We start from the raw sequence: 21,864 nt of genomic DNA, 5'->3' as shown, positions 1-21,864 counted from the left end.
TGCTGCGGACAAAAAAAAGCCTGCTCAAAGAGCAGGCCAAGACATGTATCAAGCACCCAAAAGGGAAAGAGTCTACCGCGCTAGCGGGTAACACCTGGCAACAGAAGCAAAACTTCTATTGCGACTTGAGTCTAAATACACCACAGAGTGGTGAACAAAGGTTGATGGATGATGGAACTACTTAAAGGGGTAGTCAGCCCTTGAAACTCATGGCGAACATGCCGCCGCGCAAAACCTGACAATCAAACCAGGTGTTGCTCCAATAAACTACGTTGTTTTTGCCTGTGTAAGACATAGCCGATACTCCTAACAAAGTTGTGAAATAAATACTCTAGTGAAGCTTGGCTCGGTTCCCTGGAACTAGAGGTTCTCATATCCGTGGAGACAACTTGTCACTCATTTCCCTGGAGATAGTTATCCATCCTGGATTGACTAGAGGTGGAAGGCGCTTGCCTAACCAACGAGAGCTATTATAGCCGCCTGTAATTTTATTACAAGTATTGAGGCTGAAAATTTAAAATACACCTAAAACTGTAAGGCAATTACATAAAAGTTACACAGGATTTACCCACCGCACCTAATGATACATCTCGAAACACAGTAAGAGAACACTCATTACCATTTGATTTTAAATAAATAAATCAAAAGCCAATCAGGCCAGCCTCATTCCAATTAAGTAAAATCTAACACTGTAATTAGCTGTCAGTTACAGCCCAAATGTTAGTCTCCCGGCGGGGGTAAAAGCGTGATCTCAAAGAGGTAAGACCAGTTAAGGTGAATTGGATCACCCCATCCAAGGGCTGGGTAAAAATCCGTCTGAAAGTTTTCTGTTGTTTTCAGATATCGTGCCAAATAACAACTTAAAGCAGGGGCGAGATCCAATCACTCGCAGTGGATAGCTGGGTGAGATGACGTCCAGCAAATATCGGGGCCATGGAATACCAACATAGCGGTCGCCAAGTGAAGAAAAGCCAACGGACAGGGTGCAGGGATAACCCGGCCGACGACATCGGCCGGGAGGCGTTGAGGGCTTACTCAGTCATATAGGCAAACAACCCAAGCAGCGGCGCCGCCGTAGGTTTGCCATAGAGGGGATCACCTTCTGTGGCACTGCCGGCGATATCCAGATGACTATAGGCCATGGGCTGAGCGTCTTTTACCCCGTGTTGCGCCAATCCGGAAGCCTTTAGCAGGAAGGCCGCCGGATACTGGTGCCCTCTGGCGGTAACCGATGAGGGCGCATTATTGGAAGAAAGTAGCTCAGAGGCGCCGGAAACATCACGCACCTTGGCAAAATCTTCCTTACGCAAACGGGACAGCTCCAGCCCTTCACCGTAACGTTCGGCGCTGGCTTGCAACCGCTTGGGTAATGCCTGTTGCTCGGCAACGGCGTTGGCCACTACCGCACTGTAAGAGCCATAGGCTCGCACCACATGGCCGGTCAGGGTTGCCACAGAGAATAGCTCGGGCGCCGCACTGCCCTGCGCCTTTAAACGCAGATGGGACAGCAAGTCGGCCAGCACTAAACGTCCTTCGGCATCGGTATTGCCAATCCTGACCCTGACACCCGAATGGGCTGTGATGATTTCGTCCGTGACAAAGGCTTCGCTGCCTATACTGTTGCGTACCAGCCCCAGTTCGGCCACCACACGAATGCCTTTGGGCTTGAGTAATGACAAGGTCTTCATCAAACCGGCCACGGCAGCCGCGCCGCCCTTGTCGCGGCTCATACCGGCCATGGCACCGCCCACTTTCAGATCGGCGCCGCCTGTGTCATACACCACGCCCTTGCCGGCAAAGAAATAGTTGTGCTGGATGTCACCTTCGCCGCGGTACTCCAATTTAACGACTCTGGGCTGATGTCTGGCCACGGCAAAAGAGGCCCGCGCCACAGCGCTCAGCAAGGGATAGTCCCGCTCGAGAATGTCTCTGTCTTCCACGACCTGCAGCGACAGCCCTGAATCTTTGAAGGCGTTGAGGCAGTAATCGGCAAAGGCAGGGGCGCCCATGCGCTCGGGCTCAGTGCCGCAAAGATCTCTGGCAAGGGTGCGGCCGGCTTCAATGGCATTGAGCATGCCGGCATCTGCGCCGTTCATCACCCCTATGGCTTCTATGCTGTCAAGGGCGGCGCCCGCCTCACGGGCTTCCAATGGCTGCCATAGCTCCTGCGCCGTTGCCAGCGCCGCAACCATATCTGCCTTGGCGTATTCATCACCTAAGGATGCAGGCTTATCAACCCACAATAGCGGCCTTTTGGCTCCGGCGTCACGGGCGATGGCGATACCGGCACGGGCGGCATTGGCAAAGGCGCGCACATCGTCATAATCGCCAAGCGGCGCGACCGGGGCGATAATCAAGCGGCCACCGGCAAGCCCAGGAGCAAACAACAGGGTTGGGCTCTTGCCCACCCGTTTGTCAACTTGAGCCCCATGGGAGGCCAGTATCGCCACCTCTTCGATTGGACACGCCGTCACATCGGCGCTGACCACCAGCAATGCATCCCAGTCTGCCTCACTGAAAATTGCATCCTGGTCAGTAACATCAATAAATTCAACCATGACCCATCCTAATTATTTTTTATTGGCGCCCAGCATTATTCCCTTTCCGGCGCCGGATTACCAATATCTGGCTGGCAAGTTTCGTTGCCACAAATAAACAATTGTCCCAACTGGGTTCTGCGCCCTTACGTCGCTCTGTGGTAGACTGATGACAACTCGCGCTTGGCCCGGTCCAAGCCCGCCAACCAGACGAAAAGATCAGGAGTTTGCTGTGTCCAGTCTCAGCCAATTGCAACCTCAGCCTCTATGGCAGTGGTTTGAACAAATCTGTGCCATTCCTCACCCATCCAAACATGAAGCCGCGCTCAGCCAGTATATTCAGAACTGGGCCAAAGACCGTCAGCTTGAGGTTATCGAAGATAAAGTCGGTAACCTGATTATTCGCAAAGATGCCACTCCCGGGATGGAAAACCGCAAACCCGTGGTGATCCAGGCCCATATCGATATGGTGCCGCAGAAAAATGCCGATAAAGAGCATGACTTCGTCAAAGATCCGATCCAGCCCTGGATTGATGGCGACTGGGTCAAGGCTCAGGGCACGACTCTGGGTGCCGATAACGGCATAGGCATAGCATCGGCGCTGGCAATTCTCGGCAGTGACGATATTCCCCACGGGCCACTGGAAGTGCTGCTGACCATAGATGAAGAAGCGGGTATGACAGGAGCCTTTGGCCTGGAAGCCGGTATGCTTCGCGGTGAAATCCTGATCAACACAGATTCCGAGCAGGAAGGCGAGATCTACATGGGCTGCGCCGGTGGCGTGGATGCCGAGATCACCCTGCCTATGGTCTGGGAAGCCACAGGCGATGGTTTCCAGGCATTCAACCTGACGCTCTCCGGGCTAAAGGGTGGCCACTCAGGGGTGAACATTCACCTGGGACGAGGTAATGCCAACAAGCTGCTGGCCCGTTTTCTGTTTGAATACAGCGAAAGCCTGCAGCTGGAACTGGCCGAATTCAACGGCGGCTCGCTGCGTAACGCCATTCCCCGTGAAGCCAGTGCCACTATTCTGGTGCCGGCCGAACAAGCCACAGCTTTGAGCGAAGCCACCGCGGCTTTCCAGGCGCTGCTTAGAGAAGAGCTGGCGGTTGCCGATCCGGCCGCTTGCCTGACACTCACCGAAGTGCCGCTGCCTGCCAAGGTGATGAGCGAGCAGAGTCAGAACACCCTTATCGATCTGCTGCATGCTTGCCCCAATGGTGTCATGCGGATGAGTGACGAGATTGAAGGCGTGACCGAGACCTCACTCAACCTCGGGGTGATCAATACCAGCGAGCAGGATGTCAAACTCCTGTGCCTGATCCGCTCCTTGATTGACTCAGGCCGCAGCCAGATTGAGGGCATGCTGATCGCCCTGGCTAACCTGGCCGGTGCCGAAATCGATCTCTCCGGTGCCTACCCAGGCTGGAAACCAGACAGCCAGTCTCCTGTGATGGCGATTGTGCGCGACACCTATCAGGACATCTACCATAAAGAGCCGGTGATCATGGTGATCCATGCAGGTTTGGAATGTGGCCTGTTCAAGGAGCCCTATCCGGCCATGGATATGGTGTCTATCGGCCCCACCATACGTTTCCCTCACAGCCCGGATGAAATGGTGAATATCACCACAGTGGGCCAATATTGGCAGCTACTGTTGGCTGTACTGGAGCGTATTCCCGAAAAGGCCTGATACCTTAATAAAGGTACTTAAGCCTTGAATAAATAGCACCAAACGACTTGGCGTGGCGGCAAGGAGGCAAAGGCTGCAAGAGTGGCTCCCCATCAACATGAGCAAACTATGTGATTGGGGTGAGCGAAGATTGCCAACGCAGCTGCCACTTCAAGTTAGCAAGAGTAAAAAAGCCGCCCCTGGAGCACTCCGGGGCGGCTTTTTGATGCGTAGCGCCTAGCGTTTAGGCTATTCCTCCAGCAAGCTACGCAGCATCCAAGCTGTCTTTTCGTGGACTTCCAGCCTGCGGGTGAGCAGATCGGCACTCGGCTGGTCATTGGCCTTGTCGATAACGGGGAACAGGGCTCTGGCGGTGCGGGCCGTGGCCTCCTGGGCTTCGACCAGGTGCAATATCATCTCATTGGCAGAGGGCACACCTTCCACTTCCTTGATGGATGCCAGGCGAACAAACTCCTTATAAGTCCCCGGCGCCGGATACCCCAGGGCGCGGATCCGCTCGGCAATTTCATCCAGCGCATTCCACTGCTCTGTGTATTGCTCCATAAACATCAGATGCAGGCTGTTGAACTGCGGCCCTTTGACGTTCCAATGGAAATTATGGGTCATCAGATACAGGGTATAACTGTCGGCCAGCAGCGCAGAAAGCCCCGCGACAATTTTTTTACGATCCGCATCAGAGATACCTATATCTATGGTGGGTGCCTTGACTTTCTTGGTTGCCATATACACTCCTTTTGCTTGTTGGCGATAGCCGCGCTCAATGGCGACTAAAGATAAAATAGCCATAACAGAGTGGGATCTTATGCCCGAGCAAACCGTGATGAATATCACAACTTACTAAACTGTAGCGGCCCAAACCCCAAACGAGTTCTCTTTATCAAGCATGAAAACAGTTTTCTAACTGATTGATTTTCATAATCAAACATACATACCCCCTGCGATAACCCCTTGTAACCGATTTGCCAAGTTCCCAATAGAAGCCAGACAAGGCAATCCGGGAATCTCTTTGCCGGCCAGAGCTTATATTCAGAGAAACTCGCGATCACTTTTCTGCAGCTTGACATCTTATGTTCATTAAAAGCTGATAGCCTGCCGACAAGCCTTATACCTTAAGCGCCGCGGCACAGGAATGGTATCTTGACTTTGGCTTCATCCACACCTTTTACTCTGCCACGCTTATGTTACCTTTCACTGAAGCTATAATAAGTTAAAGCTGCAGCCCTGCATCAGGAATGACAACTGCGAAATGGATTCTCGCCTCAGAATACGAGCCGACAGCAAGCTGCCGACTAAACCTAACAAGTGGGGATCTGTTTTATGTTTTTTAATAAATCGTCCAAACAAGCGCTGGCACAATGTCAATTGCAGCTGTCCAAGCAACTGGCAACAGTGCAAGCCATAGAGCAGTCGCTTGCCTGTGTGGTATTCACGCCCGACGGCACAGTGATAGAAGCCAATCGCCTGTTTGCCGAGTTGTTTGGCCTGGAGCATGAGAAGCTCAAAGGCATGCCACACAAAACCTTGTGTCAGGCCGATTATGCCGCCTCAACCCAATACCGCAGTTTTTGGGAACAGCTCAGGCAAGGAAAAGCCGCTGCCGGGGTGTTTGAACGTCGCCATGCAGATGGCAGCAGCATTTATTTGCAGGCCACCTATTTCCCCGTGTTTGAGCAGGGTAAAGTCACCCGTGTCATGAAGATTGCCGCCGATGTCACCAACAGCCAAATGGAAACCGACACTCAAAAAGCCGTGGCCAACGCCCTGGATAACTCCCAGGCGATTATCGAGTTTGATCCCAAGGGGAATATCATTGAAGCCAACGCCAATTTTCTCGACGTCATGGGCTATACCCGGGCCGAACTGAAGGGGCAACACCACAAGCTGTTTTGTGACGAGGCCTTCTACCGGGAACACCCCCATTTTTGGGAAGAGCTCAACAAGGGCCAGTTCAAGTCAGGGCTGTTTAAACGCTTCAATAAACTGGGGCAAACCGTCTGGCTTGAGGCCAGCTATAATCCCATACGCAATCCCGCCGGTAAGGTGATCAAGGTGATTAAGTTTGCCAGTGATATCACCGCCAGGATAGAAAAGTCCCAGGCGATTAAAGAAGCGGCCGAAATAGCCCACAGCACGGCGCTGAATACCGGTGCCACAGTCGAGCAGGCGATAGACAGGCTGGACAGGGTAACCGCCACCTCCAACAGCATAGCGTCTCAGGTACAGCAGGCCTCAGAGGCGATAGCTCAGCTCAATGAACAGTCACGCAATATCCAGGCGATAGTCTCGACCATCAGCGCCATCGCCGAACAGACCAACCTGTTGGCGCTCAATGCCGCGATTGAAGCGGCCCGCGCCGGTGAGCAAGGACGGGGGTTTGCCGTCGTCGCTGATGAAGTCAGACAACTGGCGGCCCGCACCAGTGAGTCCACCAAGGAGATAGGCTCTGTCGTCAGTCAAAATGGTCAGCTCACAGACAAGGCCACCCGGGAAATGGCGGCGGTGGCCGAGGCGGCCAACCAGGGTAAGACCCAGTTACAGGAAGTCGCAGACGTAATGGGCGCGATTCTCGACGGAGCCCGCAATGTGGTCGATACTGTCGCGTCCCTGTCTGATGAACATCACAGGCATTGATCCGAAGGCGTCTCTCGCTCCTCTAAAAAAGAACCCAGCCGAGGCTGGGTTCTTTTTTAGAGGAGCGAACAAGCCCCATGTGTGCCATGCGTCGGCTTACATGCCTGGATGCAAGGCGTGGTTCGCAACAAATGGCCCAAGTCCTTTGCAAGAAGCACAATGCAGTAGACGGGTATGTAAGCCTCGAGGACTTATTAGCATCTTCCTTAGGTCTTGAGTCTATCCAATTGATCGTTTTGGCTGTCCACCAACTGTGCCAGCGTCTGACTGCTCTGCTCCGCCTCACCGGCCAGACGCGCCAGTTCGGCCGCCGAGTCTGAGATACCTGTGATATTCTTGTTCACCTCTTCGGTGACAGCGCTTTGCTCCTCGGCCGCCGTGGCTATATGGGTGATCTGCGCCGAGATCTGATCCAGCTGGCTGACCATAAGATTCAGAGCACTGAGTGCCTGCTCTGTTTGCGACACGGCGTTTTTGGCCTGCTCCACTCCGCGCTCAATAATATTGGAGGCGCTGCCCACTTCCTGCTGCAGTGACTCGATTAGACGACCAATATCCAGAGTCGAGCTCTGGGTCTTGGAAGCCAGCGCCCTCACCTCATCTGCTACCACGGCGAAACCTCGGCCCTGATCGCCGGCGCGGGCCGCTTCAATCGCCGCATTGAGCGCCAACAGATTGGTTTGTTCGGCGATGGCGCTGATCACTTCCAGAATGCTGCTGATGTTATTGCTGCTCTCCGCCACCTTGGCGACGGCGGCCTTAGCCTGCATCGACTCACTGGACATGGTATTGACGTAATCCATCGCCTTGTTGAGGCTGGTTTCACTGTCGCGGACATTGACCGCCATGGACTCAGTTTCGGATGCCGTCTGCTCCGAAGCCTTGGCCACTTCATGGGCCGTGGCGCTCATCTGGTTGACCGCGGCCACCACGCTCTCTATCTCACTGTATTGGCGATTGACACTGTCCAGTGTCTGGCGGGCAATCTCTGCCGTGGTTTGGCCCTCATCACGGGAGCGTCCGGCAAGCATTTTCAGCTCACGGATAAGCTCCCTGAGTTTGAGAATAAAGGCGTTTACCCCGGCGCCGAGGGCGATAAGCTCGGCGTGGGAAGTCACCTGAATGCTTTGGGTCAGGTCGCCTTCGGCACTGGCCAGATTCTCAACCCGGGATTGAATACTCTTGAGCGGTGCCAATATGCTGCGGATCACCAAAGCTATGGCCAGTACCGCCAGCACAGATACCAAGACGCCAACACCGAGCAGCAAGCTGCCCAATTCAGTGGCCATCACTGTCATCTCTTCACTGAGCTTGGCCACTGGCGCGAAGGCGTCCACCTTGGGCACTTCAATCAACAGCGACCAGCGACTACCGGAAAGAGGAATGTCGATGCGGTGTGCAACCACTATGTCATTGTCCGTCAACATAAAGCCCTCGCCGCCGGCCAGGGCCACCATTTTGGCGGCCAGCTCAGGGGCGACAGACTCGGCCAGTGGCCGCGCCTTCTTGCTGTAATGACTGGCAGCCACCACCAGCCCCTTGCTGCTGAGCAGAGTGACCTTGGCCTTGCCCTGATAGAGCGACTGCGACAGCTGATCGATCAGTTTCTGAAATACCGGCAGGTTGACATCCACCCCGACGATACCGGCAAACTTGCCATCGCGCAGCGCCGGTACAGTCAAGGAGGTCATCAACTCATTGTTGCCCGGAGCTATCTCATACAGGTAGGGCTCCATCAGGCAAGGCTTGAGGGTGTCTTTACCGCACAGATACCACTCGGCCTCGCGAATGCCAAACTCGTTGAGCGTGGCGACATACTTCTCCTCGGCATCGTCCACCTGGTGTTGCTCAATACTGCCGTCGTTGTTGCGGGTAAAGTAGATCTCCAGCGACCCGGCACCAGGCACACTGTGTTTGCTCGCTTGCTGTTGATACTGCCAATCCTGGCCGTCGTATCCATCGGGCTCAAACTGGGCATAGATGGAGGAAACCTGGCTGTTCTTTCTGAGCACCGCCTCGACGGTTGTCTGCACTTCTTCCCGGGTCATGGGATCCCGCTCAGAGGTCAGCTCCAGAATCCCCGTCAGTGACCAGGGAATGCGGTAGGCCTCATCAATAAAACCGGCGACTTTCTCACCGTATTGGGCGGCACTGGCCTCGAGCTTATCGCGGATCTCCAGCTCCAGCGTCTGCTGCACCTCTGCCGACAGACGTTGGTTTTGATCCGACAGAGACCACCAGAGACTGATGGAGAGAATGGCCACTGTTATGAGAAACAGGGTCGAAGTTATCCAGAGAAGTTTGGTTCCGATGGAGAGTTGCTTCATCCAAGGCTCCTGATAGCGGCGGGCGCAATGCGCTTGTAAATGAAAGGTTAACAGCTACAAAGATAGCACCATGGACTCTCCCTGTCTCAATCTACTAGCACTTATGGATTATTTTTACCAAGGAAAGTGCCAATAAGCCTTCGCGGCACTCTGGCTTGCACTGCCATTGGCGCTGCTGAGCTTGCCGATAAGTCATTTCGTCTTTTCCACTTGCGCGGCAACGGCCGATTAAAGGCAAGGGAACAACCCCACTGAGTTCGCTTGGCCCGAATTCAGATAATAAGTGCACCACTCATGGTTAAACGGTGAGGAGAGATCAACTGCCTGTTGGTGATACTCTGTAGTCGCCAAACAAACATGAGTAGTTACCATGAATTACAAGCAGTTGATCGAGGGACAACGATACCAGATTGAGGCCTATTTACGCGAGGGTTTCAGTTATCGGGAGATAGGAAAACGTCTGAAAGTCAGTCACAGCACAATCAGCCGGGAAGTAAATCGCAATCGAATTCGGGATAACCATTACTTGCCGGAAGTCGCTCAGGCGAAGGCACTAAAACGCCGTTGTCAGTCCGCGAAGTCTAGAATATCTGGACTGACCATCACCTTTGTTGAGTTCGGTCTCAATGAGAAGTGGAGTCCGGAACAAATAGCCGGTGTCGGTAAAATCATCGGATATAACGTCAGTCACGAGTGGATTTATGGCTATGTCCAGCGTGATAAATTATGCGGCGGCAAGTTGTACAAACAGCTACGCCAGAGTCACCGAAGATACCGTAAAGGTAACCGTGCGAAGCGTGTGATTATCCCGAATCGCGTAGGCATAGAGCATCGTCCCGCTATCGTGAACAAGAAAAAGCGGTTCGGAGACTGGGAAGCTGACACGGTTCTGGGCAAGCAAGGTACGGGCGCGATTGTTAGCCTGGTTGAGCGAAAAAGTAAGCTGTACCTGATACGCAAAGTGCCAGCGAAAAGCGCAGCCGATGTGGCCCGGGCCATGGTTGGTATGCTGTGGAAATATCGAGGTTATGTTCGAACTATCACTGCGGACAACGGCAGCGAGTTCTGTGACCACGAACAGGTCGCAGAAAAGCTTAAAACGGATGTCTACTTCGCTAACCCTTATTCGTCCTGGGAACGCGGACTGAATGAAAACTTCAACGGTTTGCTGCGGCAATACATACGGAAAGGCACCGATTTGCGGACGGTAACAGATAAGCAAATTAGTGAGATTGAACGGGCATTAAATGCCAGACCGAGAAAGTGCCTCGGCTTCAGGCAACCTATTGCGGTATTCAATGAATTACGCAAGGCAGCCTAATTTAGCGAGTGGTGCACTTCGGAGTTGAATTCGCGGGTACTTGTTACTCTCTTCCCAAATAAGTCTGGAAAGTGTCAACTGTATTCCGGATGGGTCACAGACATAAAAAAGGGAAGCGCTGGGCTTCCCTATCATCCTTCTGGCTCAACTACGCAGTTGCCGGAAACACTCGGCAATAATCTCCAGCCCCTGCTGCAGATCCCTGTCACTGACGGTCAAAGGCACCAAGAGACGCAGTACATTGCCATAAGTGCCACAGGAAAGCAGGATAAGACCGCGCTCCCTCGCCAAGGTAAGGACTCGGGCGCAATACTCGGGCTTGGGCACACCGTCTTCAACCAGCTCCATGGCCACCATGGCGCCGAGGCCGCGAACATCGGCAATAAAGTCGTATTCCTGTTGCAGCTTGCCAAGCGCCTCTTTAATGACAGTGCCCACCTGGTTGGCCCGCGCCAGCAGCTGTTCCTTCTCGAAGGTTTCTATCACCGCCAGGGCGGCAGCGCAGGCAAGCGGATTGCCGCCATAGGTGCCTCCCAAACCGCCGGGGCCTATGGCATCCATCATCTCGGCCCGGCCGGTAATGCCGGAGAGCGGGAAACCACCGGCAATGGACTTGGCAAAAGTCGTGATATCGGCGGCAACACCCATCTGTTCCATGGCAAAGAAGGTGCCGGTACGGCCGGCGCCCGTCTGCACCTCATCGGCAATCAGCACTATCCCTTCCTTGTCACACAGCTTGCGCAGCCGCGCCATAAACTCGGGGGATGCGGCATAGAAGCCGCCCTCGCCCTGCACCGGCTCAAGAATAATGGCGGCAATATCCGCCGGCTCGGCATCATTCTTGAAAATCTGCTCGATGGACTTCATCGCATCGTCGTCACTCACACCATGCAGCGCGCAGGGATATTGGGCACGAAACACGTTGGCCTGCATCAACCCCATGCCCTTACTGTAGGGCGCCACTTTGCCGGTGAGCGCCAGCGTTGCCATGGTGCGGCCATGATAGCCTGAGGTAAAGGCGATGACGCCGCTGCGTTTGGTGTAGGCCCTGGCGACCTTGAGGGCATTTTCCACCGCCTCCGAGCCACTGGTAAACAGCGCCGACTTCTTGGCGAAATCCCCGGGGACCAGGGCGTTGAGCTTCTCGCAGACGGCCACATAACTCTCATAGCCCAGCACCATAAAACAGGTATGGGAGAAGTCTTCCAACTGGCGGGCAACTGCCTGCTTGACTCTGGGATGCAGGTGCCCGGTATTGAGCACGGCTATGCCACCGGCAAAGTCCAGATATTCGCGGCCCTCAACGTCCCATACCCGGGCATTTTCCGCCCGTTCCACAAACACAGGGTGTATCTGTCCCACACCCGGAGCCACTGCGGCCTGGCGCCGCACCATCAGAGAGTCATTGCTTATCATCCTGCTATCCTCTGTTGTTGTCCCGGCATCGCCGGGACATGGGTTAATCAGACCGAGAGGCAGAGATACTTGATCTCCAGATATTCCTCTATGCCGTATTTAGAGCCTTCCCGTCCCAGCCCAGAGGCCTTGATGCCGCCAAAAGGCGCCACTTCGTTGGAGATAAGCCCGGTATTGATCCCCACCATGCCGTATTCCAGCGCCTCGGCGACTTTCCAGACTCTGGAGATATCCCTGGCGTAGAAATAGGCCGCCAAGCCAAACTCGGTATCGTTGGCCATGGCGATCACTTCATCGACACTGTCGAAGCGAAACAGCGGCGCCAGCGGGCCAAAGGTTTCCTCTTTGGCGACCCGCATGCTGCCGTTCACCTCGGTCAAAATAGTGGGCTCGAAGAAGTTACCGCCCAGCGCCCGGCCGCCGGTCTTGACCCTGGCGCCTTTGGAGACGGCATCCTCGAGATGAGCCTGCACCTTTTTCACCGCATTCTTGTCGATAAGCGGCCCTGTGGTAATGCCGGACTCTGTGCCGACACCTACCTTGAGCTCGGCCACTTTGGCGGCCAGCTTTTCGCTAAAGGCATCGTAAACGGACGACTGTACATAGATGCGGTTGGCGCAGACGCAGGTCTGGCCGGCATTGCGATACTTGGAGATCATCACCCCTTCCACCGCAGCATCCAGATCGGCATCGTCAAACACGATAAAGGGCGCGTTGCCGCCGAGCTCCAAAGACAGTTTCTTCAGGGTGGCGGCGCATTGCTGCATCAGATGAATGCCCACGCCGGTCGAGCCGGTGAAAGACAGCTTACGCACCACGGCGCTGTCGCAAAGGGTATTGCCTATCGCCTTGGCATCGCCGGTAATCACGCTGAAGACGCCGGGAGGAATGCCGGCTTCAATCGCCAGGTAGGCCAGCGCCAGAGCGGTAAAAGGGGTCTGCGGCGCCGGTTTGACTATCATGGTGCAACCGGCCGCCAGTGCTGGCCCCGCCTTACGGGTGATCATAGCCGCCGGGAAGTTCCAGGGCGTAATGGCCGCGGTCACGCCCACGGGCTGCTTGATCACCAACAGGCGCTTGTCCTGTTGATGACCGGGGATCGTATCGCCGTAAACCCGCTTGCCCTCTTCAGCAAACCACTCGATAAAGGAGGCAGCATAGGTGACCTCACCGCGGGCTTCTGCCAGAGGCTTACCCTGCTCTGTGGTCATCAGCAGCGCCAAGTCATCGGCGTGTTGGTTGATAAGCTCGAACCAGCGTTTGAGAATGCTGCTGCGCTCTTTGGCGGTCAGCGCCCGCCAGGCCGGCAGTGCCCGCTCGGCGGCATCTATGGCTCTGTGGGTTTCAAATGCGCCCATCTCTGGCACACTGCCGATACGCTCGCCGGTGGCCGGGTTGAAAATATTGACCTTCTTGCCTGAGTCTGCGTCCAGCCACTGGCCATCGATATAGGCTTGTTCACGCAGCAGCGCACTCTGGTTAAGTTTCATTGCGACTCCTTTAAATGGGCGCCGGGCGCCCTTGTACGGATAGGCATCAAATACCCAGTTTGTCCCTCAGGCTGTAATACCAGGCGCCGAGCGCAGAAAAGGGGACTCGCAGGGCATGTCCGCCGGGAAATGGATAATGGGGCAGGCTGGCAAAGGCATCGAAACGCTCCGCCTGTCCGGTCAGCACCTCGGCAATCAACTTGCCCGCCAGGTGGGTATAAGTCACCCCATGACCACTGCAGCCCTGGGAGTAATAGATGTTGCTGCCAATCCTGCCGACCTGAGGCAAACGGGAGAGTGTCAGCAGAAAGTTGCCTGTCCAGGTGTAGTCGATACGGACCCCTTTCAATTGGGGGAAGGTCTTGAGCAGCTTGGGCAGGATAATCGCTTTGATATTCTCCGGATCTCGGGCGCCGTAGACTACACCGCCACCATAGATCAGGCGTTTGTCGGCCGACAGGCGGAAATAATCCAGCAGATAGTTACAGTCCTCGACGCAGTAGTCCTGCGGCAACAGACTGTGGGCCAACTCCTCACCCAAGGGTTCTGTCGTGATTACCTGGGTACCGCAAGGCATGGATTTGGCAGCAAGTTGGGGCAGCAGTTTGCCAAGATAGGCATTTCCTGCCACCACCACAAACCTGGCCTTAACCTGGCCATTGGCGGTATGTACTATAGGGTACTCCCCTTCGTCGATACGTACTACGGCCGAATCCTCAAAAATTTTTCCACCGAGAGATTCCACCGCCCTCGCCTCACCCAGCGCCAGGTTCAGCGGATGGATATGTCCGCCACTCTTGTCCAGCAAGCCGCCGATATAACGGTCTGTATTGACCACCTGGCGAATTCCGGCATCATCCAACAGCTGCAGCTGTTCTGTGTGGCCATATCGCTCCCAGAGGGCTTTTTGCTGCTGCAGATGCCCCATCTGTTTGCGGTTGATGGCGGCAAATACCCCGCCGTTTTTGAGATCACAATCTATCTGGTATTTTTCGATGCGTTCGCGGATGATGCGGCCGCCCTCGAAGGCCATTTCGCCAAAGAGCTTGGCCTGCGCCTTACCGACAGTGCTTTCTATCACATCGAGGTCGCGGCTGTAGCTGTTGACTATCTGGCCACCGTTGCGGCCCGAGGCGCCCCAGCCCACTCTGGCCGCTTCCAATACCACCACCTTGAAACCGGCCTCCAACAGGTGCAGCGCCGAGCTGAGCCCGGTATAACCGGCCCCAATCACACAGACATCGGTTTCCAGCACCTCGCTTAAGCTGTTGCGTTCACGGGTGTCATTGGCCGAATCGGCATAATAAGAGGAGGTGTGGGCAGTGGCAGTCATGGTTAATCCAGCCTTTTATGTTTGTTATTTTTAACACTTGCATCATCCTACACAGTTAAATCGACTAAAACCAGTAGAAAACGCATTATAAAACACACTTTGTTCAAAATTTAAAACACATAAGAAAAATAGCGGCGGTGGCTGTCACAGCCAACCGCCTAATTGTTATTCCTCTGTTTGTCTGCTGCGGCGTTCGGCGCGGCGCGCCAGATACCAGGACAGGAAAGCGATCAGGGATACCACCAGAATGATCAGTGTCGCCAGGGCGTTGATCTTGGGGGACACCCCGAGCCGCACCGAGGAGAACACCACCATAGGCAGTGTAGTGGCGCCAGGCCCCGAGGCGAAGCTGGCAATCACCAGATCGTCCAGCGACAGGCTGAACGACAACAGCCAGCCCGCCATCAGCGCCGGGGCTATCATGGGCACAGTTATCAGGAAGAAGGTCTTCAGCGGTGTCGCCCCCAGATCCATCGCCGCTTCTTCAATAGAGAGATCCAGCTCCCTGAGGCGCGATGACACCACCACGGCTACATAGGCGGCGCAGAAGGTAGAATGGGCAATCCAGACCGTCATCCTGCCCCGCTCAGCCGGCCAGCCGAGCAGATCCGACATATGCACAAACAGCAGCATCAGCGACAGACCCGTGATCACCTCGGGCATAACCAAGGGCGCCGTAATCATGTTCGACAGCGTCAGCTTGGCCCAGGAGCGACGAAAACGTGTCATCACAAAGGCCGCCATAGTGCCTATGATCACCGCCATGGTCGAGCTGTAGAAGGCGATTTGCAGACTGGTCCAGACCGCATCCAGTATCTGCTGATCGGCAAACAGCTCGGCGTACCACTTGGCGGAAAAGCCGCCCCAGACAGTTACCAGTTTGGAGGCGTTGAAAGAGTAGAAAATCAGAATAAACATGGGGGCATACAGAAACACCAGCCCAATCCATAACATCAGGGTCGAGAAACTCAGCTTCTTCATATCTCTTTCTCCAGACTGCGGCTCTGATAGCGATGGAACAGGGTGATGGGCACAATCAGCAGCACCAGCATCACTATCGCCAGCGATGAAGCCACCGGCCAGTCACGGTTGTTGAAGAACTCCTGCCACAGCACCTTACCTATCATCAGCGAGTCCGGCCCGCCAAGCAGCTCGGGGATCACAAACTCCCCCACGGCCGGAATAAACACCAGCATGGAACCGGCAATGACGCCGCTCTTGGACAGGGGCAGCGTCACTTTCCAGAAGGTATTGATACTGCGGGAGCCGAGATCCGCCGCGGCTTCCAAGAGGCTGACATCCAGCTTCACCAAGGTGGTGTACAGCGGCAGTATCATAAAGGGCAGATACGCATAGATGATGCCGATATACACCGCCAGATTGGTATTGAGCATCTGCAGCGGCTCATCAACAATCCCAAGCCCCAGCAGCAGGTTATTGATAAGCCCTGTGTTACTCAAAATCCCCATCCAGGCGTAGACCCGAATAAGAAATGAGGTCCAGGAGGGTAACATCACCAACAATAGCAGCACTGTCTGCAACCTGGCCGGCGCCCGGGCAATGGCATAGGCCATGGGATACCCCAGCAGCAGACAGCCTAGGGTGGAAACCAGCGCCATCTTGAGCGAGTTGAGATAGGCCGAGTAGTACATGGAGTCGCTGAGCAGCAACAGATAGTTACTCAGGTTGATAAATACCTGCAGCACTTCGTCGGCATACTGAAAACTTGGCTCATAGGGCGGAATGGCAATCGCCGCGGTGGAAAAGCTTATCTTCAATACTATGGCGAACGGCAGCGCGAAAAACAGCAGCAACCACAGATAGGGAAAGCCTATGGTCAGGTGGCGGCCTTTGAATCCTAACTTGAGCTTCTTCATGATCTTAACACCACGCCACTGGTGTCCTCCCAGCTGATATAGACTTCATCATCCCAGGTGGGGTGATCGGCGCGGCGTTCACGGTTGGTCATGCTGCACTGGACTATCTGACCATTGCCAAGGCGAATGTAATACACGGAGAAACCACCGAGATAGGCGATATCGTGAACTATGCCCTTGGCCCAGTTATATTGCTCTTCGGGCTGCTCACGGCTTATCAGGGTTTTTTCTGGCCTGACCGCCAACCAGACATGCTTGTCCTCGACACTGGTAGACACCCCATAACCCACGTAAAACGCCTGGTTCAGGCTCTCTGATTGAATGATCACATGGTCCACCTCATCGGCGGTGATCTCCCCCTCAAACAGATTCACTGTGCCGATAAACTCGGCAATCATCCGGCTGTTGGGGCTTTCATAGATATCCATAGGCGAGCCGGTCTGGGCTATCCAGCCATCGCTCATGATGGCAATCCGCTCGGCCATGGTCATGGCTTCTTCCTGATCATGGGTAACCATGACGCAGGTCACCCCCACCCGCTCGAGAATTTCCACCACTTCAAGCTGCATCTGGGTCCGCAGTTTTTTATCCAGCGCTCCCATGGGCTCGTCCAGCAACAGGAGTTTCGGCCGCTTGGCCAAAGAACGGGCCAACGCCACCCGCTGGCGCTGACCGCCGGAAAGTTGATGCGGCTTGCGGCGGGCATATTTTTCCATATGCACCAGCTTGAGCATCTCCTGCACCCGCTGCTCGATTTCAGCCTTGGGTAACTTGTCCTGCTTGAGGCCGAAGGCGATATTCTGCGCCACCGTCATATGGGGAAACAAGGCGTAGGATTGGAACATCATATTGATGGGGCGTTCATAGGGCGGCAGGTGGGTAATGTCCTGACCATCGAGAAAAATGCGTCCTTCGGTAGGCTTTTCAAAACCGGCCAACATTCTCAAAAGAGTCGACTTGCCTGAGCCTGAGCCGCCGAGCAAGGCAAAGATCTCGCCCTTATTGATGGTCAGCGACACATCATCCACGGCGCGAACATCGTCAAAGAGCTTGCTGACCCGCTCGATTTTGAGCAGCACTTCATCCTGGGTTTTATTATTGGGTTTGACAGGAATGCCCGAGGTGATTGCCATAATACTTCTCCGCAAAATACCAAATGGGCGGCTCAGCGGCCGCCGCTGGTGGAACGAGTAAAGTTTGCCTGTACTACGCAATCAGACAATGAAGGGGCACCTGGCCCCTGAGTTATTGTTATTGGCCGGATTTAACCTTGGTCCAAACCCGGGTCAGGGCCCGCTGGGCCTTGAGTGGACGAATTTCCCCCACATACAGGTTGTCCAGAGTTGCCTGTGGTGGATAAATGCCGGGATCATTGCGGATAGACTCATCCACCAGTTTCTGCGCCGGTACATTGGGGTTGGCGTAGGAAACATAGTTGGAGATGGGGGCTATCACTTCCGGCCTGAGCAGGTAGTTGATAAAGGTCAGCGCATTGTCGACATTGCCGGCGTCGGCAGGAATGGCCAACATATCGAACCACAGGTTGGCGCCTTCCTTGGGAATGGCATAGGCAATCTTGTTGCCGTTACCTGCCTCATCGGCGCGAGTAGCCGCCTGGAGGATATCGCCGGAGAAACCGAAGGCGACACAGATATCACCATTGGCCAGATCCGAGATATAACGCGATGAGTGGAAATAGGTGATATAAGGCCGTATCTTGGCCAGCACTTCACCGGCCTTGTCAAAGTCGGACGCCTTGGTACTGTTGGGATCCAATCCCAGATAGATCAGCGCTTGCGGCACCATATCATCGGCCGAGTCCAGCATGGACATGCCGCAGGATGACAGCTTCTCGGCATACTTGGGGTTGAACATCAGTTCGAGCGAATCAGTGGGAGCATCCTCTCCCAGCAGCTCTTTTACCTTGGCGACGTTATAGCCTATACCGTTGGTGCCCCAGAGGTAAGGCACGGCATACTGATTGCCCGGATCGGCCTTCTCCAGCTGTTTCATCAACTGGGGATCCAGATTCTGATAGTTGCTCAGCTTGCTTTTATCCAGAGGCTTAAAGGCCCCGGCCTTGATCTGCTTGGCAAGAAAGTTGTTCGAAGGCACGACAATGTCATAACCGGAGCGGCCGGAAAGCAGTTTGGCTTCAACTACTTCGTTGCTGTCAAATACGTCATAGATCACCCGGATCCCGGTTTCCTTCTGGAAGTTGGCCAGGGTATCTTCGGCGATATAGTCACTCCAGTTATACACCCGGACGACTTCTTCGGCCTGGGCCGTGGCAGCGGCCGCAAGACCTCCCAACAGTGCCACAGACGTTACTTTGGTCAATAGCTTCATGCTCTCTCCTTTTACGGGTAGCAGCGGTTGTAACCCGCCTTCAATTGTTAACTTATTGTCATTGTTATTAGTGTCACCAATGCTACTCCCTAAAACCCGCATCGGCGCCTTGGCAGCAAGGTATATCATGCCCTTACCGCCAATGGCAGGCAATCTTAGTCGTTCGATTTTTGTACGCTTGCGTAGGTCATATCGAGCGCTTGTTTCGCCTTTGTTACCAATTCATCGATTTGAGCCTGGGTTATCACCAGGGGTGGCGCGATGATCATAGTGTCTCCCACCGCCCGCATCACCAAGCCACTGGCGATGGAATGCTCCCGGCACTGAGTGCCTACCCCTAGCTCGGCAGCAAAGCGCTGATGACTCGCCTTATCTGCGACCAGTTCCAGCGCGGCCACCATGCCAACGCCGCGCACCTCACCCACCAGCGGATGCTGGGCCAAGACTTGCCGCAGCCGCTGCTGCAGATAAGGCGCGGTTTCCTCGGCCACTTTGGCGACTATGTTTTCCTGCTTCATCAGGCGTAAGTTTTCCAGTGCCACCGCGGCACTGAGTGGATGGCCCGAATAAGTGTAGCCGTGGGCAAATTCACCGCCCTTATCCAGCGTATCGGCGACTTTATCCGACACTATCACTCCGCCCATGGGGGCGTAGCCAGAAGTCATCCCCTTGGCTATGGTGATAAGATCCGGCGCAAGATCGTAATACTCGGCGGCAAAGTAACAGCCGGTGCGGCCAAAGCCGGTGATCACTTCATCGAGGATGAACAATATGTCGTACTTGGCGAGGATCTTTTTGATCTCCGGCCAATAGCTGTCCGGCGGGACTATCACGCCGCCGGCGCCCTGAATAGGCTCGGCAATAAAGGCCGCTACCTTGTCTTCACCCAGCTCGAGGATCTTACTTTCAAGCTCGCGGGCGCAGCGAATGCCAAACTCTTCGGCAGACTGTCCCTGGCCCTCGCCATACCAGTAAGGTTGGGCAATGTGGACTATGCCTGGAATGGGCAGATCGCCCTGGGCATGCATACCACTCATGCCGCCAAGACTGGCACCGGCAACTGTGGAACCGTGATAGGCATTGTGGCGCGAGATAATGGTTTTCTTCTCCGGCTTGCCCTGGATGTCCCAGTAATGACGCACCAGGCGCAAGTTGGTGTCATTGGCCTCTGAGCCAGAGCCGGTGAAGAACACCTTGTTCATATGAGGTAGCGCCAGCGCGGCTATCTCTGCGGCCAGTTCAATCGCCGGCGGGTGGCTGCACTGAAAGAAGCTGTTGTAGTAAGGCAGTTCCAGCAACTGATGTGCCGCCACATCGGCGATGGAGCGCAGGCCATAGCCCATGTTGACGCACCAGAGTCCGGCCATGCCATCGAGAATTTGATTGCCCTGTGAATCCCAGATATAGACGCCATCGGCGCGGGTAATCACCCGCCCGCCGGCCTGTTTCAACGCCTTGGGATCGGTAAAGGGATGCAAGTGGTGGGCATGGTCCTTGGCCTGCCAGCCTTGGGTCTGTTGTGATTTCATCTCTCCCTCCTTAGACAGTCAGCAGCAGGAATTCCCGCTCCCAGGAACTCACCACCCGGCGAAAATTTTCAAGCTCGGCGCGCTTGACCGCGACAAAACCTGTGGTGAAGTCTTCCCCCAGATATTTACGGCAATATTGGCTCTCTTCCATCATGGCCATCGCCTCTTCCAGCGTCTGCGGCAAAGAGATCCCAGAGCGGTCTTCGTTGGCCCGGCCCTGCACCGGCGTCGAAGGTTTCACGTCTTCAACGATTCCCAAATAGCCGCACAACAAGCTGGCGGCAATGGCCAGATAGGCGTTGGCATCGGCCCCCGGGATGCGGTTTTCAATGCGGCGGTTTTGCGGTGAAGACTCGGGGATCCTCAGGCCACAAGTGCGATTCTCCTCGCCCCACTCCAGATTGACTGGCGCCGAGGTGCCCGGCAGAAAGCGGCGGAATGAGTTGACGTTGGGCGCCATCAGCGGCAGAAATTCCGGCATAAAGCGCTGCAGCCCGCCGATATAACTGAGAAAGTTCTGGCTCATGGTACCGTCTTCGCGGGTGAAGATATTCTTGCCGGTTTCCTTGTCGATTACGCTCTGATGCAGGTGCATGGCGCTGCCAGGCTCATTGGTCACAGGCTTGGCCATAAAGGTGGCGCAGACGCCGTGCTTGAGGGCGGCCTCTCTCAGGGTGCGTTTGAACACAAACACCTGATCCGCCAGCGCCAGTGGATTGCCGTGGCTGAAGTTGATCTCCATCTGCGCCGTGCCTTCCTCGTGGATCAGGGTATCGATATCCAGCTCCTGCGCCTCACACCAGTCGTACATATCCTCAAACAGGGGGTCATACTCATTGGCGGCATCGATGGAGAAGGACTGACGTCCGGATTCGGCACGGCCGGAACGACCAACCGGGGGCTTGAGTGGCAGATCGGGATCGTCACTGCGACTGGTGAGATAAAACTCCATCTCGGGGGCAATCACCGGTTCCCAGCCCTTATCTTCATAGAGCTTGAGCACTTTTTTCAATACGTTGCGCGGCGACAGCTCCAGCGGATTGCCCATCTTGTCATAAGTATCGTGGATCACCTGAGCCGTGGCCTCCAGGGTCCAGGGCAACATAAAGACCGCGTTTTCATCGGGCACGCAGACAAAGTCGATATCGGCGCTGTTGAGCAGACCATAGTAGGCCTCATCATCGACATAATCGCCGGTCACGGTTTGCAGCAGCACACTCTCGGGCAGCCGCATGCCCTTTTCATCGATAAACTTGTCTACCGGGGCAATTTTGCCGCGGGCGATACCTGTCATATCGCAGATAACACATTCAACTTCGGTTATTTTTTGTTCTTTTAAGAAGGCTTCAAGCTTATTCATA

At 55.0% G+C, this 21,864-nt stretch carries 15 protein-coding genes; 3 read left to right on the top strand and 12 right to left on the bottom strand.

Annotated features, from left to right (window positions below; genetic code table 11):
• Positions 1-1,031: 1,031 nt before the first annotated feature.
• Positions 1,032-2,558 (bottom strand): M17 family metallopeptidase, encoded by a 1,527-nt coding sequence (locus ACWAU4_RS05590; protein WP_025009903.1) that lies wholly within the window; start codon positions 2,556-2,558, stop codon positions 1,032-1,034.
• Between the two features lie 211 nt (positions 2,559-2,769).
• On the opposite strand from ACWAU4_RS05590, the gene ACWAU4_RS05585 reads away from it, so the two are divergent.
• On the top strand, positions 2,770-4,230 hold the full coding sequence (locus ACWAU4_RS05585; protein WP_208125614.1) for an aminoacyl-histidine dipeptidase: 1,461 nt from the start codon (positions 2,770-2,772) through the stop codon (positions 4,228-4,230).
• Positions 4,231-4,458: 228 nt separating this feature from the next.
• Here ACWAU4_RS05585 and ACWAU4_RS05580 read toward each other — a convergent pair whose 3' ends face one another.
• Positions 4,459-4,953: a Dps family protein gene (locus ACWAU4_RS05580; protein WP_025009901.1), complete on the bottom strand. Its 495-nt coding sequence runs from the start codon at positions 4,951-4,953 to the stop codon at positions 4,459-4,461.
• Between the two features lie 594 nt (positions 4,954-5,547).
• On the opposite strand from ACWAU4_RS05580, the gene ACWAU4_RS05575 reads away from it, so the two are divergent.
• Entirely contained in the window at positions 5,548-6,861 is a 1,314-nt protein-coding gene (locus tag ACWAU4_RS05575) for a methyl-accepting chemotaxis protein (protein ID WP_096141572.1), read from the top strand.
• A gap of 206 nt (positions 6,862-7,067) precedes the next feature.
• Here ACWAU4_RS05575 and ACWAU4_RS05570 read toward each other — a convergent pair whose 3' ends face one another.
• Positions 7,068-9,188: a methyl-accepting chemotaxis protein gene (locus ACWAU4_RS05570; RefSeq protein WP_208125613.1), complete on the bottom strand. Its 2,121-nt coding sequence runs from the start codon at positions 9,186-9,188 to the stop codon at positions 7,068-7,070.
• A gap of 370 nt (positions 9,189-9,558) precedes the next feature.
• Here ACWAU4_RS05570 and ACWAU4_RS05565 point away from each other — a divergent pair, with 370 nt between their 5' ends.
• Positions 9,559-10,509 (top strand): IS30 family transposase, encoded by a 951-nt coding sequence (locus tag ACWAU4_RS05565; protein WP_115389073.1) that lies wholly within the window; start codon positions 9,559-9,561, stop codon positions 10,507-10,509.
• Between the two features lie 144 nt (positions 10,510-10,653).
• Here ACWAU4_RS05565 and gabT read toward each other — a convergent pair whose 3' ends face one another.
• The 9 genes from gabT to ACWAU4_RS05520 all read right to left on the bottom strand — a co-directional run bounded on the left by gabT (position 10,654) and on the right by ACWAU4_RS05520 (position 21,863).
• Positions 10,654-11,925: a 4-aminobutyrate--2-oxoglutarate transaminase gene (gene gabT / locus ACWAU4_RS05560; RefSeq protein ID WP_025887874.1), complete on the bottom strand. Its 1,272-nt coding sequence runs from the start codon at positions 11,923-11,925 to the stop codon at positions 10,654-10,656.
• A gap of 47 nt (positions 11,926-11,972) precedes the next feature.
• Positions 11,973-13,415: an NADP-dependent succinate-semialdehyde dehydrogenase gene (gene gabD, locus ACWAU4_RS05555; protein ID WP_208125612.1), complete on the bottom strand. Its 1,443-nt coding sequence runs from the start codon at positions 13,413-13,415 to the stop codon at positions 11,973-11,975.
• A 46-nt stretch (positions 13,416-13,461) separates the two neighbouring features.
• Positions 13,462-14,748 (bottom strand): NAD(P)/FAD-dependent oxidoreductase, encoded by a 1,287-nt coding sequence (locus ACWAU4_RS05550; protein ID WP_025009897.1) that lies wholly within the window; start codon positions 14,746-14,748, stop codon positions 13,462-13,464.
• Positions 14,749-14,913: 165 nt separating this feature from the next.
• Positions 14,914-15,729: an ABC transporter permease subunit gene (locus ACWAU4_RS05545; RefSeq protein WP_025009896.1), complete on the bottom strand. Its 816-nt coding sequence runs from the start codon at positions 15,727-15,729 to the stop codon at positions 14,914-14,916.
• Entirely contained in the window at positions 15,726-16,625 is a 900-nt protein-coding gene (locus ACWAU4_RS05540; RefSeq protein WP_454290480.1) for an ABC transporter permease subunit, read from the bottom strand. The genes ACWAU4_RS05545 and ACWAU4_RS05540 overlap by 4 nt, the downstream gene beginning before the upstream one ends.
• Entirely contained in the window at positions 16,622-17,758 is a 1,137-nt protein-coding gene (potA, locus tag ACWAU4_RS05535; RefSeq protein ID WP_025009894.1) for a polyamine ABC transporter ATP-binding protein, read from the bottom strand. The genes ACWAU4_RS05540 and potA overlap by 4 nt, the downstream gene beginning before the upstream one ends.
• Before the next feature lie 118 nt (positions 17,759-17,876).
• On the bottom strand, positions 17,877-18,974 hold the full coding sequence (locus tag ACWAU4_RS05530) for a polyamine ABC transporter substrate-binding protein (RefSeq protein WP_025009893.1): 1,098 nt from the start codon (positions 18,972-18,974) through the stop codon (positions 17,877-17,879).
• Positions 18,975-19,129: 155 nt separating this feature from the next.
• Positions 19,130-20,503 carry an aspartate aminotransferase family protein gene (locus tag ACWAU4_RS05525; RefSeq protein WP_208125611.1) on the bottom strand — a complete coding sequence of 458 codons (1,374 nt, stop codon included), beginning with the start codon at positions 20,501-20,503 and terminating at the stop codon, positions 19,130-19,132.
• Positions 20,504-20,513: 10 nt separating this feature from the next.
• A complete protein-coding gene (locus ACWAU4_RS05520) occupies positions 20,514-21,863 on the bottom strand; it encodes a glutamine synthetase family protein (protein ID WP_028780689.1) in 1,350 nt (449 codons plus the stop codon).
• Position 21,864: the final 1 nt, after the last annotated feature.

Source organism: Shewanella sp. FeAMO, assembly GCF_053653955.1.
This window is presented reverse-complemented; position numbering and strand designations above follow the sequence as displayed.

Coding starts and splice junctions, on each gene's coding strand:
- ACWAU4_RS05545 (WP_025009896.1), bottom strand. CDS start 15,729: ATGAAGAAGCTGAGTTTCTCGACCCTGATGTTATGGATTGGGCTGGTG.
- ACWAU4_RS05525 (WP_208125611.1), bottom strand. CDS start 20,503: ATGAAATCACAACAGACCCAAGGCTGGCAGGCCAAGGACCATGCCCAC.
- ACWAU4_RS05530 (WP_025009893.1), bottom strand. CDS start 18,974: ATGAAGCTATTGACCAAAGTAACGTCTGTGGCACTGTTGGGAGGTCTT.
- ACWAU4_RS05590 (WP_025009903.1), bottom strand. CDS start 2,558: ATGGTTGAATTTATTGATGTTACTGACCAGGATGCAATTTTCAGTGAG.
- ACWAU4_RS05550 (WP_025009897.1), bottom strand. CDS start 14,748: ATGACTGCCACTGCCCACACCTCCTCTTATTATGCCGATTCGGCCAAT.
- ACWAU4_RS05580 (WP_025009901.1), bottom strand. CDS start 4,953: ATGGCAACCAAGAAAGTCAAGGCACCCACCATAGATATAGGTATCTCT.
- ACWAU4_RS05575 (WP_096141572.1), top strand. CDS start 5,548: ATGTTTTTTAATAAATCGTCCAAACAAGCGCTGGCACAATGTCAATTG.
- potA (WP_025009894.1), bottom strand. CDS start 17,758: ATGGCAATCACCTCGGGCATTCCTGTCAAACCCAATAATAAAACCCAG.
- gabD (WP_208125612.1), bottom strand. CDS start 13,415: ATGAAACTTAACCAGAGTGCGCTGCTGCGTGAACAAGCCTATATCGAT.
- gabT (WP_025887874.1), bottom strand. CDS start 11,925: ATGATAAGCAATGACTCTCTGATGGTGCGGCGCCAGGCCGCAGTGGCT.
- ACWAU4_RS05565 (WP_115389073.1), top strand. CDS start 9,559: ATGAATTACAAGCAGTTGATCGAGGGACAACGATACCAGATTGAGGCC.
- ACWAU4_RS05540 (WP_454290480.1), bottom strand. CDS start 16,625: ATGAAGAAGCTCAAGTTAGGATTCAAAGGCCGCCACCTGACCATAGGC.
- ACWAU4_RS05570 (WP_208125613.1), bottom strand. CDS start 9,188: ATGAAGCAACTCTCCATCGGAACCAAACTTCTCTGGATAACTTCGACC.
- ACWAU4_RS05520 (WP_028780689.1), bottom strand. CDS start 21,863: ATGAATAAGCTTGAAGCCTTCTTAAAAGAACAAAAAATAACCGAAGTT.